General features: G+C 57.5%; 10 protein-coding genes. 1 reads left to right on the top strand and 9 read right to left on the bottom strand.

What is annotated here, in order from left to right:
* Nucleotides 1–37: 37 nt before the first annotated feature.
* The 9 genes from D9N14_RS04220 to selD all read right to left on the bottom strand — a co-directional run bounded on the left by D9N14_RS04220 (nt 38) and on the right by selD (nt 11744).
* Nucleotides 38–1588, bottom strand: coding sequence for a ShlB/FhaC/HecB family hemolysin secretion/activation protein (locus tag D9N14_RS04220; RefSeq protein ID WP_290577248.1), 1551 nt, complete (start codon nt 1586–1588; stop codon nt 38–40).
* Nucleotides 1589–1728: 140 nt separating this feature from the next.
* Nucleotides 1729–3252 carry a hypothetical protein gene (locus D9N14_RS04215; protein ID WP_290577243.1) on the bottom strand — a complete coding sequence of 508 codons (1524 nt, stop codon included), beginning with the start codon at nt 3250–3252 and terminating at the stop codon, nt 1729–1731.
* Between the two features lie 109 nt (nt 3253–3361).
* Complete coding sequence (locus tag D9N14_RS04210; protein ID WP_290577241.1) at nt 3362–4153, bottom strand: VPLPA-CTERM sorting domain-containing protein; 792 nt, start codon at nt 4151–4153, stop codon at nt 3362–3364.
* Between the two features lie 377 nt (nt 4154–4530).
* Nucleotides 4531–6432, bottom strand: coding sequence for a glutathionylspermidine synthase family protein (locus D9N14_RS04205; RefSeq protein ID WP_290577239.1), 1902 nt, complete (start codon nt 6430–6432; stop codon nt 4531–4533).
* A 64-nt stretch (nt 6433–6496) separates the two neighbouring features.
* Nucleotides 6497–7984: a PhnE/PtxC family ABC transporter permease gene (locus tag D9N14_RS04200; protein WP_290577237.1), complete on the bottom strand. Its 1488-nt coding sequence runs from the start codon at nt 7982–7984 to the stop codon at nt 6497–6499.
* Complete coding sequence (locus D9N14_RS04195; protein WP_290577231.1) at nt 7981–8709, bottom strand: ATP-binding cassette domain-containing protein; 729 nt, start codon at nt 8707–8709, stop codon at nt 7981–7983. Before D9N14_RS04195 ends, D9N14_RS04200 begins: the two co-directional genes overlap by 4 nt.
* On the bottom strand, nt 8702–9574 hold the full coding sequence (locus D9N14_RS04190) for a putative selenate ABC transporter substrate-binding protein (protein ID WP_317622570.1): 873 nt from the start codon (nt 9572–9574) through the stop codon (nt 8702–8704). Before D9N14_RS04190 ends, D9N14_RS04195 begins: the two co-directional genes overlap by 8 nt.
* Complete coding sequence (gene mnmH, locus D9N14_RS04185; protein WP_290577229.1) at nt 9568–10707, bottom strand: tRNA 2-selenouridine(34) synthase MnmH; 1140 nt, start codon at nt 10705–10707, stop codon at nt 9568–9570. Before mnmH ends, D9N14_RS04190 begins: the two co-directional genes overlap by 7 nt.
* Nucleotides 10704–11744: a selenide, water dikinase SelD gene (gene selD / locus D9N14_RS04180; RefSeq protein WP_290577227.1), complete on the bottom strand. Its 1041-nt coding sequence runs from the start codon at nt 11742–11744 to the stop codon at nt 10704–10706. The genes mnmH and selD overlap by 4 nt, the downstream gene beginning before the upstream one ends.
* 128 nt (nt 11745–11872) lie before the next feature.
* Here selD and D9N14_RS04175 point away from each other — a divergent pair, with 128 nt between their 5' ends.
* Complete coding sequence (locus D9N14_RS04175) at nt 11873–12427, top strand: DJ-1 family glyoxalase III (protein WP_290577225.1); 555 nt, start codon at nt 11873–11875, stop codon at nt 12425–12427.

The raw sequence follows: 12427 nt of genomic DNA, 5'->3' as shown, positions 1-12427 counted from the left end.
AACCCGCAGTCGTTCTGCTTAACACTCATAACGCAACTTAATACTCGTAACGCAGCTTGGCGTTGACCCGCACGTCACCTTCCTCAACCTCATCCACCGCTTTCAGTGGATAACCCGCATCCAGGTCGAAGAACCATTGCTTTTTGGATTGAGCCCGCAAGCCGAACCCAAAGGATGCCAACCGGAATTCGCTGTCCTCTTCCACCCCGGTGTCGGAGTTTTCCAGGTAAGCGCCTTCCACGAAGGTCAACCCCCACACCTCCCCATGCTTGCCGGCGTAGCTGGGTGTGCCCATTTCAAAACTCAAGCGCATGCCCATGTCCGCTGCCACCTGGGATTCGTAATAACCGCGCACGCTGTCCACCCCACCGGCGGACATCTGTTCGTTGCTGACCAGCGGCGCGGAGCTCCACTGCCCGGTCATTGCCCCCAGCAGCGACCAGCCTTCACCCAGGAAGTAATTACGCTCATAGTCCAGCTTCAGGATGGTGAAATTGGGTTCACTGCGGGAACGCTTGTTGTCGAATTCCTCGTTCTCATTGAACACTTCCCGCACGCCGAATTTCAGTGCCAGGCCCAGGTTGTCGGCCCAGCCATCACCCCGGTTGAAGGAGCTGTACTGGCTTGTGAACACCACATAATCAATAGGCGTTTCCAACCCCTCAGCGCCGGTGACCCGAATCTGTTCGTCAAAATCCTTGTAATCAAAGCCAAAAATCAAGGTGCTCACGCCGGTGTCCCGACGCTGGAACGGATGAATATAACGACCACCCAGAATAAAACCGTCACCCACCACCCGCGTGCTGCCCACGGTAGCCACATCGGAATCGGACAGCACTCCATACAGCGCCACCTTGTTGCCCTTCAACCCCATCGGGAACACATAGGTGGATGCCAGTACTTTCACTTCATCCGTGTTCTCCGGTGAGGTCTGCATCTGAATCGACCAGTCGTGCAGTTTCTGCCACAGGTTGCTGTAGCCCAATTCTGCGATCAAACGGGTATTGGTGGTGTTGGGTGAGTTGTAGTTATTGACTTCCACCCCGGCGGACACCGGCATCTCGTCGTCCACATTCAGCTCCACCTCGATGGTGTCGGCGGTGGGGCCCTGCTTCAACATGGGCATCAGTTTCAGATCCGGATTCAAGGCATTGGCGTACTGAATGTCCTGCTGCAAATCCCGCAGGTTGAGGGCATTTCCAGTCTGCAGGGAAGGCAATGCCTGCTTGATCAGACTCGGAAGAAAATACTCGGCACCGGTGACCCGCAGTCTCCGTAACCGGGTTTCTGTGACTTGCAGGCGAAATACACCCTGCACCACGGTTTGTGGCGGAATCTCCACGAACACCGCCGGGTAGCCGGCCTTTTTATACAGATCCTGCAGCAACTTGGCTGCCTGCTCCACATCTTCCAGGGTGCGCGCTGCTCCCAGATACGGTGCCAGTTCCCGTTGAATGACCTCGTCGGCCAACAGGGAATTGCCCTGCACGCGAAATTCCCAGATGTCGATGTACTGAACTGCGGCGCTGACCCCCAACGATAACCACAACACACAGATGCCCCAGAACCAACGTAACCCCTTACCCATAAAAACCACTGCTGCTCAACTGTTTCACTTGATTCACTAAATCACTTCTTTTTTGTAACCGACAAAAACGCAAGAACAGGAGCACCCTGCGGTACTCCTGTCTTGGTGTTGCCTTGTTCGGTACGAAGACCGACGCGGGTTTACTTCTGGCTTACGTCAATGCCAGTGGAACCCAGAGCCGGAACCGCGCAAGAGCTTTGACCCACCAGGCCTTTGTTGAAAGGCATGACCGGGTTGTTGGCATCAAACGGGAAGGAAGGCACGTTGCTGCTGTCGGCGAACACCAGGCTACCAACGTTAACCGGCGCAGCGCCGCCAGTGGCCAGGATTTCAGGCGCGTTGAAGCCGCCAGCAGGACGGTTGTCGTTGTTGGTGTTGCCGTCGTCCGTTTGCAGACCCAGGTTGAAGTCTTTTACGTCGCTGATGTTACGGGCGATTTCAACAAATTTCTCGGCCAGAGCTTCCTGGTCAGAACCCGCTGCAACCACATCAGTACGCCACTGGATGGTCATGGAAGCCCAGTTCTGGTACAGACCAGCGGCTACGTTTTCCAGAGTGGGGGCAACACCGTCGATTGCCAGATACTTGAACTGGTTACGATCGGTACGACCTTCGTCCACTTTCTCCAGAGACTGAACACCCAGCGCCCAACGACCAGCGTTGGAAATGTTGGTCACACATTTACCCATATCGGAGGAACCTTCATTCTTGTGAATGTAAGGGCCAGGAGCCGGGAACAAACCACCGATCAGGATCACCGGGCTGTCGTTCTCGATACCGTTACTGTCAATGGCTGTGTTGAAACCAACATAGCCGCCGTTGCCAGCGCCTCGGTAGTTACAGGGGTTGCCCATGTAGTAAGCGTTGAATTGAGCCTGAGTACCGGAACCGGGAGTACGTACGCAGATATTCACCGCACCGTTGCTCAGACCGGCGCCGCTGTCGATACCCAAGCCAGCAGCGTTTTTCAGCTGGGACCAGTTAGCTACTTTACCGGCAAACAGGTTGGCGATCAGGTCAGAAGACAGGGAAGGCATATCCTGAACTTCATCAGAACCAACAGACAGACCCTGAGCAGACTGCAGCGCGTCACGCAAACCAGGAGAGGCTACCACACCGAAGGTCTGGGCGTTGACAGTGCTGACTTTACGGGGAGCACTCAGGTTGATCTGAACACCGGCTTCGTTGTTGGCACCGATGGTGAACAGCTCAGGCTCCACGTCGGAGATACCCACCATGGCAGGTGCAGGGGTTGTGGAAGTACAGGTGTACTCACCGGCCACAGTACCGGTGTTGGCCGAGATCTGGGAACAAGAGGACATGTTCACTGCAGCAACGGTAGTCTGGTTGAATACCGGTGCTACGCCGTCAATGGAACCGCCGCTCTGCTTGTGAAACAGTACATTTTTGTCGGTGGAGAACACACCGGCAGACGCAGGTACAGTACAGAACACGGCAGAAGCGTCAGTACCGCTACCGTCGAATTCGTAGTTGTCCTGAGTGGAGATATCGCACAGGGTAGAGTAATAGGTTTGTACCTGTACGTCGGCAGCGGTAGCGCCGGACAGCTGGAAAACCACATCAGGAGTTACATTGGGGCCCAACGCGTAGGCGTGTGAAGCCACGGTGGCTGCTACGGCAACCGCCAGTTTATTGAATTTCATGGCATTATCCCTTGGTCAATTGGTTGTGTTCGGAGTTCAGTTAGGTTCACTACAAGGTGGGTGCCCGCAGCAGTGCCGGCACCCGATTGTCGCGATCAGCGCCTGGCCATTAAGCCTTGCGACGACGACGTGCTACACCGGCCAGACCCAGTACGCCGGAAGCAAACAGCCAAACAGCGGCAGGTACCGGTACGTAGGACAGAGTGGCAGTATCGATATCAAGTACCCAGTAGCCAGCAGTCTGCAGCGCATACGGAGTCAAATCCTGCTGGCCAACATTGGCGAACTGGAAGCTGTAGGCGTACAGTGACTCACCCACGTTGGCGGCAGACTCAAGAACGCCAGCACCAAAGGTATCGTTGGTCAAACCAGCCATGCCGGAACCCCAAAAGGCTTCGGACCCAGAATAGTTAGCACCACCAGTTCCCAGGAAAGTTGGGTTATCCAGGCCGTTGGAAGTCTGGCGACCGCCCAACTGCAGCGCATAGTTATCCAACGCACCAGTCATGTTAGCCAGTGAAACATAGGTGAAGCTCGGATTAGGCTGGGCAACCTGAGTGGAGTAGAAGGAGAACAACTCAGGATTGGCAACAAACCCGTTCAGGTCATAGTTGGCGCCTGCGATGTTGAAGTACAGGTCGCTGGTAGCAGCAGTAGAAGCACCGATGTGGTCCAGGGCAGCCTGATCCAGAGCAAAGGTAGTACCAATGGCCAGATCCATAGCGCCAGTGGTGGTTACGCCCAGGTCAACAGCCATGGAAGTTTCAGTAGCCGCGTTCCAGACAGACAGAATCAGCTCACCGCTGGTGGAGCTGGGGCCACCACCGTGTTCCCAGGCGGCATTAGCAGAAGCAGACACAGCAGCTAACGCAACAGTTGCAGCAATAGCTTTCAATTTCATATTCACATCCTCGGTCGAATACAGGTTTTATGTTCGTAACTTTCGTAACAATCGTAACTACCAAGCCGAGTGCTGCATTGCGCCAGCACACCCTAGTAGGAATGGATGTCAGCGCAACTTCCCCACTGCGCTAACGGGGCACAATACTGATTGAGAAATGTGAAAAATTATTGAATTTGGTGGGAATTCCTACATGAATTTTTCATGCTGAAAAAAAGTACACACCGTGTAAGAAAGATGACAGACAATGAAATATTACAGTTTGAATTGAAGGGATTTCAGCGCAATGAAACCAAATTGAAATAAAGATTAAGCAAACATCCAATACAACCGTCATGCAAATTAAATATGAGCGTGCTTACTCCACTCCCCTTTCGCTAGCCCCCATCCCACTCGCTGTCAGGATACACACGCAACGGCAGTATATCGCTTTGGTTGGTGATGATCAGGCTCTCATCCACCCGCACACAAGCACCGCCGTAATGCCCACCGGCAGTAAAGCTGCACACCTGCACACTGACGTCTTCCAAGCGGGGTAACGGTGCCAGCTGCTGATAGATGTAATCCTGGTGAGAGAAGCGGCCATCAGTTTCCACCAGCGTATGATCATTCGCATCCACCAGACTGATATTAAGACCACAACGACCGGCGATGGGTTTACTCACATAACCATTTTTTTTCAGGGAGGGAGTCAGTTCGTAACAACTCTCCAACAGATAGGGGTGATCGGGCATCATCTCCCATAGAATGGGCAGGATGGCTTTATTACTCGGGATCAGGGTCCACAGTGGTTCGATCACCATCACCTGCGGATGTAACAACACATCCTTCAAGCGTGGGGCCCGATCAGATGGCTGGTCTGTGCCGGACTCAGCCCCCGCCAGTTCCTCCCGCAACTGATCCAAAGCCGTTTCCCAGGCCCAGGTTTTCCACACCTGGGTAATGGGCACGCCATCCTGGTCCAGCACGTCGCCATTGCCGGACCACTGCAACCCACGTACGCCCTGAATCAACTTCACCTGCAAACCGGCCCGCTCCATGGCGCTCTTCATGTACTGGGCGTGATAGCTCTCCTCCTGGTCGTGATCGAGCATGATGTGCACCAGGTCAGTCATATCATTGTGCTTCCAGGCTTCCACCAGGCGATGATACAGATCCCCACCCGGGTCCCTGCCATCCTTCAAACCGAAGTGATTGGCCCACACCCCTTGAATCTTGCCGCATTCCATATGGCAGGATGCAGAATCGGCGTTGTATTCATATACCTTGAGCCCCTGTTCACTGAGGGTAAAGTCAAAGCGCCCAGTCACCAGTTGATTGCGCCGGTTATCCCAGGATTGTTTCATGCGCGGCCAGAGAATCTCCGGAATATTGAAACGACTGTGCAGTTGCGGATTCTGGAACACATAATCCGTGGCGTGCTGAAACAACGCGTTCAGCTCATTGGTGGCCCGCTCCACTTCGTCCAATGCCGACTGCGAAATAGTGACGTAACGGTCCTCTCGCCCGGGCACACAGGAAAGCCGCTGACCGTTGCGGATGGCGTAAGCGTATTCATCGTCGTTGGCCAGATTGATCCAGGCCTTATGCAGACGGTCCGCCACATTCAGGTGCTGCATTTTCAGATTGAACAAATTGGAATGTGTGCCTTCAAAGTGCTCCGCGTGTTCGTCCGCCTCACCCTGAATCACCCAACCCAGAATGGTGGCACCCTCAGCACTGCAACGCACCCAGTAACTGCCGTCTTCGCCCATCCGCACAAACAGCTCGCGGGAATAATCCGCGCCCTGGGGCCAGGGTTTGTGATCAAAATTCTGTTCTGCAATCCGCACATAATGCTCAGTGACCTCAGTCACCACCGCCACGTGCCCGGTCACTTCGAATTCGCCACCGTGCTGCCAGATCATCAGGCACCCCACCTCCGGTGGATGCTTGCTGCCATTGAGATACGAGGCCAACGGCAGCTGTTCGCCGGACGCCACCACTTTCACCTGGCGCAGATAAAATATGTCGTAAGCCATGGCAATGTCTTCGAATACATAGCCACGGTTCACCAGCAGCCAGCGGCGGGCAAACTCCACGCATTGCCATTTGTGGCCGGTATAAACGCCGGCCACATAATGATTGAAGGCATGCCGCTCAGGGAATTCATCGTAATTTACGGTGTTGTAGTCACTGGAGTAGCTGGCCACGCCCCCCGGAGCAAGCCCGATCACCGCACCAAACGGAAGCGCAGCAGAGGAAGAATGGTGAACATCATTATCAATCGGTTTATTCATGACAGCTCCGGCCAATGGAATACCACTGGCTTAAGCATAGCGCGGGCCCACCGCAGCGTCATCATCATTCCATCCGCACGGATGCACCCCGCAAACGTCGGGACACAGCGTCCACCAACATGTTCAACAATGCCGTCACCACAATCAGCAGAAAAGCCCGGTCATAGCGAATTTCTTCAAAGGCGGAATCGATATAGAAGCCCAGGGTCGCCACGCCGAGAATGCCCATGATCGCGCTTTCCCGCAGAATCACTTCCCAGCGATAAAACAGAAACGCCAACAGCGCCGGAAACCGGCGCGGGGTTTCCAGATAGGCGTACCGTTTCAGACTCGCAGGATCATCCGGCCGGCGCAGGCGACTGCGGAATTCCTCATCACTGGCATTGGCCACCAGAAAGGCAATCAAACCACCGTTATGCAGCGCCAGGGCCAACACCACCGGCAATCCCGATGGCCCCAGTAGCAGCAAAAACACAAAGGCCAGCACCATCTCGGGCGTACTGCGCAACACCAACAATAAAAAACGCCCCGGCCAACGCACAACCGGGCCGGCCAGGGAGCGGGAGGCCAGTGGGTAGGCGAGCAAAACCACAACGCCGGTAAGCACCAGTGCGATCTGCGTCAGCAACAAGGTCTGCCAGAGTCCGGGCCAGATCTGCCCGTGCCACAGGGCTACCCACCAGTTCAGCAAGCCGTTCCAATCCTGCTCCAGCAGGGCCTTTGGCCAGATGTCTTCGCTCACAAACCGCCATAGGGAGCCACCACCATCAAAACCCACCGTTGCCGGCAGCACCCACAGGGCCAACAGGAGGTAAGGCACCAACAGCCAACGTCGCAGCCAGAATCGGATGGTGGCAATTAACATCAGAAACGCCCACAACAATGCTCCAGCTTCACTGTAGTCACCCTGCTTGAAGGCGGTTTCCAAATGGAACCCCAGGGTGGGCAAACCGATGAACCCCAGTATGGCGCTGGAACGCAACGCGCACTCAAAACGATAACGGGTGTAACTGAGCAGCGCCGGCCAGGATTGAGGAATCAGGGTGTAGCAGTACCGTTTCAAACGCCCGGCAGTCAGACCCACGGTGTGAACGGTATCGAAATCCTGTTGTTGAAAAATTTCCGCGAAGACTTTGGCAAACACACCGGTGAAGGGCACCAGAATGGCCAGCAAACCGGTCAGTGGACTGATGCCATAAAGCTGCATGAAGATGAGCCCCCAAAACACCTCATGCACGGAGCGCACTGCAGCGCAGCATAGACGTACAGCGCGCCAATGAAACAGCATGGCCAACAGCAATCCCAGCGGCGCCGCTACCGCCACCGCCAACAGCGCAAAGGCCACCGTGTGCAACAACGCCCACATCAGGGAGGAAAGGTCGTACCAGGCGGGGGTCAGCAAACCCCAGCCGAGGCGGCCCAGTTCATGCCAGGGGTCCACCGGGTAGATCTGAAAATCAACACCCCACAGGGCCAGCACGGCGGCCACCACCAGCGCCAGGCACACCACATTCAAACGGCGGGCACTGGAGTATTGCACCCACCGCGTCATGAAGTGCGGATCACCCAACCGTCGGTTCCTGTCTGCGGCGGGTTTGCCTCCCGCACGGATTCATCCTGGCGGTAAAGGGCATCCAGCTGCTCGCTGCTGATCTCCGCCGCCGCACAATCCCGTTCGATTTTGCCAGCCCGCAGCAGGATCACCCGATCAAAGTGTTCCAGGGCCAGATGGCGGTTGTGCAGGCTGACCACAGCGGTTTCATGCTGCGCCAGAGCGTGGGCCAACAGGGCACTGGCCTGCAGCGGGTCCACCGCTGATACCGGTTCATCGCCGAGAAAAACCGGTTGTCGCCGATAGAGGGCCCGCCCCAGTGCCACCCGCTGACGCTGGCCACCGGAGAGTCGATCCACGGACTGCCAGAGTTTATCCTCCAGGCCCAATTGACGGGCAATGGCGCGGATATCCGCTTTGGCAGCCGGCAAGGGTCGCACCAGATTCCACAGCGCCGCCAGGTTTCCCACCCGCTCCAGGCCGCCCATGAAAATATTGTGGTACACCGACAACAAGTCCACCAGCGCGCCGCTCTGCGGTTGCAATGCACACTGTTGCGGCTGTTGCTGATAGAGCTGCATCAACAGGGTGGACTTGCCGGCACCGGAAGCCCCCAGCAAGGCCACCTTTTCGCCCCGCTGCACGCACAGGGAAATGTCGTCCAGTACTTTCAACTCACCGTGGTGAAACGTAAAACCGGACAGTTCAAAAACGATGTCACTCATCCAGCAGGCCGATGGCTTTGGCGGTGTCTTCAATGGGGGCGTAATCAGCATTGCTGGCCGGCACAAAACTCTGGCGCGGAAAACTCGCCAGCAAATCCGGATCTTTCATATTCAGCAGCGCATCCCGCAACCTCGCTTTGAAACCGGCACCGAAATGCTGATCCACATCACCGCGCACGGTCCACTGGTAATCCGGGTAAGTGGGCGTGGTCCAGATCACCTTCACCTTGGCCGGGTCGATCTTGCCTTCCGCCAGCTCGGTGTCCCACACACTGTAATTCACCGCCCCCACCTGGTAGGCACCGGCCTGCACCTGGGCAATGGTCTGGCTGTGATCACCGGAGAATCCCACCTTGGAAAAAATCGCCTCTGGCGCGGCCTGGAAGTGTTCCCGCAGATAAAACTCCGGCATCAGACGACCGGAAGTTGAGCCTTTGGAACCAAAGGTAAAGGTTTTGCCCTTCAGGCTGTCAGGGAGGGTTTCCCCGGGCGCAATCCCCGCAGAATGGTGGGCAATGATATAGGATTTGAAATACTGATCCTCAAAGCCCTGGGCCAGGGCCTCAGATCCCGGCACCAGGCGCCGGGCCTGCACCCCGGACAAGCCACCGAACCAGGCCAGTTGCACCTGGTTGTTGCGAAATGCGGTGATGGCCGCCGCGTAGGATTTCACGGGAATGTAACGCACCTCGATCTTCTGCTGCTCTGTGTTTAACTGGGCGGCCAGATAACGGGCCACCTTGTCGAACCGCTGCTGCAGTTGGGACTCATCCTGATCCGGGATGGCGGTAAAGACAAAGGTTTCGGCCAGGGCCAAGGTGGGAAACAACAACAATAACGCCAACAGGCGTCGCAGCATTAACATGATTGCTCCTTGATATTCAGGTTATTTAATTGACTCAGGTATTCACGCACCGCCTGCTGATCGCCCTGAAACACCACCAACTCGCGGCGCTTGCTGAGCTGGTAGTCGTACATGGGGTCGTAATATTCCACCAGCAACAGCCGGATCAGCTCACGATGCAACTCCGGCTCACCCCGGCGATGGGCCGCCAGTGCAGTTTGCAACTGAGTACTGATGGCCTTGTAGCGCACACCCCCCAGGCGCTTGCGCACCCGGTACAGGGATCGGGTCAGGTCCTCGGCAAACGCCTCAAAGCCGGCCTCCTCCCCCAGCTGGTGTTGCCATTCCTCCAGCTTGATCAGAATGTAATTGCGAAAACTGTGTTCCACCCGCTGCTCCAGGCTGGCTTCCACCAGCACCACCGGTGCCCGCCCCATGGCCTGCGATAATCCGGGGGGTAACGCGCAACGACCGATCAGGCGGCTCTCATCCTCCAACAGGATGGGGCAGCCCGTGCGGATTGCTTGTTGCTCCGCCTTCAGCATCGCCACTGCCACGCCGTTTTCGAAGCTGAGCTGGGTGGGCTGCCCACCGGGGCGACGTCCGAAGGCCGAGCCCCGGTGATGGGCCAGCGCTTCCAGATCCACTGCCGTGGCCTGGGACTCAATCAGGGCGGTTTTATTGCAGCCGGTGCGGCCGCCCACGATCAACAGCGGGCGCCCGCGACAAATGCGCTCAAACTCGTCGATCAGAAAACGGCGCAGCGCTTTATAACCACCGCCGATGCGGGGATAGTCACAGCCGGCCTCCCGCATCCACTCCTGGCAGATCTGGCTGCGCAAACCGCCGCGCCAGCAATACAGATATCCCTGCGGATGCTGTGCCGCAAACGCCACCCAGGCCGCCGTGCGGCGGGCCTGCTTTTCGCTGTCCACCAGGGCCCGACCCAGCTCGATGGCGGCGGCCTGCCCCTGTTGTTTGTAGCAGGTGCCGACCTGGGCCCGCTCCTCGTTGGTCATCAGTGGCAGGCTGACGCTGGTGGGGAACGCACCGCGCTCAAACTCCACCGGCGCCCGGGTATCAATCAACGGTACGTCATCAAGGAAGAGGCGCAGAAAATCCCCGCTGTCGGGGCAAGCATCGGGACGGGTCACGCCAGGGCCACCCAATGATCAGCGTCAGGCGCCTGCAGGTAACCAATGCTGCGGGCATACAAACCCTGCGCTGACAGCAGCGATTCCAGTTCCGCCGCCTGCCCGGGATGCACTGCAATCAATAACCCGCCACTGGTTTGCGGGTCACTGAACAGCGTACGGTAGTGGTCGTCCATGGGCGCCAGCTTGTGGCCATAGCTTTCCAGATTGCGCCCGGTGCCCCCCGGCACACAGCCCATTGCCAGGTAGTCCAGGGCTTCCGGTATCACCGGCACCTGATCCGCTTGCAGTACCGCCTGCACCGCACTACCTTCACACAGCTCCAGCAGATGCCCCAGCAACCCAAAGCCGGTGACGTCGGTAAGCGCCGACACGCCCTCGAGTTTGGCCACCTGGGCCCCCACTCGATTCAGCTGGCACATGATGTCCCGCGCCAGATGGTTGTGCCCGGGTTGCAGTTTCTTGTGTTTCTGGGCGGTGGTCAGTATGCCGATGCCCAGGGGTTTGGTGAGATAGAGTTTGTCCCCAGCCCGGGCCTGATTATTCTGCTTCAGGTGTTCACGCCGGGTGAGGCCGCTCACCGCCAACCCGAAAATGGGTTCCGGCGCATCGATGCTGTGGCCACCGGCCAGGGGAATACCCGCGTCCGCACAGGCCTGGCGACCCCCGTCCACCACCTGCTGGGCCACGTCCGGCGCCAGCACATTCACCGGCCAGCCCAGGATCGCAATGGCCATCAGGGGCTGCCCGCCCATGGCATAGATGTCGCTGATGGCGTTGGTGGCGGCAATGCGGCCAAAATCAAAGGGATCATCCACAATGGGCATGAAAAAATCCGTGGTGCTCAGCAGCACCTGGCCGTTATCCAGGGCGTAGGCGGCCGCGTCGTCTTTGCTGCTGTTGCCCACCAACAGCTGGGGAAACTCGGGCAACTGCAAACGGGACACCAGGATCTGATCCAGGACCTTGGGGGAAATTTTACAACCACAACCCGCACCATGACTGTATTCCGTCAGGCGGATGGGGGAATCGGGCATGCTGGCACCTCCAATGCTTCATTGGAGAGGAATGATACGGGCTGCGGCCGGGTTTGTCAGCGTGGCGTGATTGAACCCGGGGCCAGACTCTGCTACATGTGAAGACACTTATCATCAGGGAGCTGCCCATGCCTGCCAAAACCGCACTAGTCCCCATCGCCGATGGCTCTGAAGATATCGAAACCGTGTGCATTATTGACGTGTTGCGCCGTGCCGACGTGGAGGTAACGGTGGCCAGTGTGATGCCTGAAGGGCGCCTGGAGATCTGTGCAGCCCGCCGTACCCGGATTCTGGCGGATGCTCATATTGATACCTGCGCAGACCGGGAGTTTGATCTGATTGCCCTGCCCGGAGGACTGCCCGGTGCCGAGCATTTGCGGGATTGCCCCACCCTGCTGGCCATGCTGCAGCGACAGCAGGCGAGCGGACGCTGGTTCACCGCCATCTGCGCCAGTCCGGCGCTGGTGTTTGCCCATCACGGACTGGAGCGGGCGCTGAGCACCACCGCCCATCCCGGCTTCACCCAACAGCTGACGCACTTTGACAACCAACGGGTGGTGGTCGACCAGAACTGCATCACCAGCCAGGGGCCGGGCACGGCATTGGAGTTTGCCCTTGCCCTGGTGGAGGCCCTGTTGGGCCCGGAGAAACGCGCCCAGGTGGCTGCGCCGATGGTGTTATAG

Origin of the sequence: Ketobacter sp. (genome assembly GCF_003671495.1) — a bacterium.
Lineage (GTDB): Bacteria > Pseudomonadota > Gammaproteobacteria > Pseudomonadales > Ketobacteraceae > Ketobacter.
The sequence above is the reverse complement of the archived record's forward strand: the minus strand, read 5'-3'. Positions and strand labels throughout refer to the sequence as shown.

Excerpts from the sequence above, each read along its gene's own strand:
- D9N14_RS04220 (WP_290577248.1), bottom strand. The coding sequence starts at position 1,588 with ATGGGTAAGGGGTTACGTTGGTTCTGGGGCATCTGTGTGTTGTGGTTA.
- D9N14_RS04215 (WP_290577243.1), bottom strand. The coding sequence starts at position 3,252 with ATGAAATTCAATAAACTGGCGGTTGCCGTAGCAGCCACCGTGGCTTCA.
- D9N14_RS04210 (WP_290577241.1), bottom strand. The coding sequence starts at position 4,153 with ATGAAATTGAAAGCTATTGCTGCAACTGTTGCGTTAGCTGCTGTGTCT.
- D9N14_RS04205 (WP_290577239.1), bottom strand. The coding sequence starts at position 6,432 with ATGAATAAACCGATTGATAATGATGTTCACCATTCTTCCTCTGCTGCG.
- D9N14_RS04200 (WP_290577237.1), bottom strand. The coding sequence starts at position 7,984 with ATGACGCGGTGGGTGCAATACTCCAGTGCCCGCCGTTTGAATGTGGTG.
- D9N14_RS04195 (WP_290577231.1), bottom strand. The coding sequence starts at position 8,709 with ATGAGTGACATCGTTTTTGAACTGTCCGGTTTTACGTTTCACCACGGT.
- D9N14_RS04190 (WP_317622570.1), bottom strand. The coding sequence starts at position 9,574 with ATGTTAATGCTGCGACGCCTGTTGGCGTTATTGTTGTTGTTTCCCACC.
- selD (WP_290577227.1), bottom strand. The coding sequence starts at position 11,744 with ATGCCCGATTCCCCCATCCGCCTGACGGAATACAGTCATGGTGCGGGT.
- D9N14_RS04175 (WP_290577225.1), top strand. The coding sequence starts at position 11,873 with ATGCCTGCCAAAACCGCACTAGTCCCCATCGCCGATGGCTCTGAAGAT.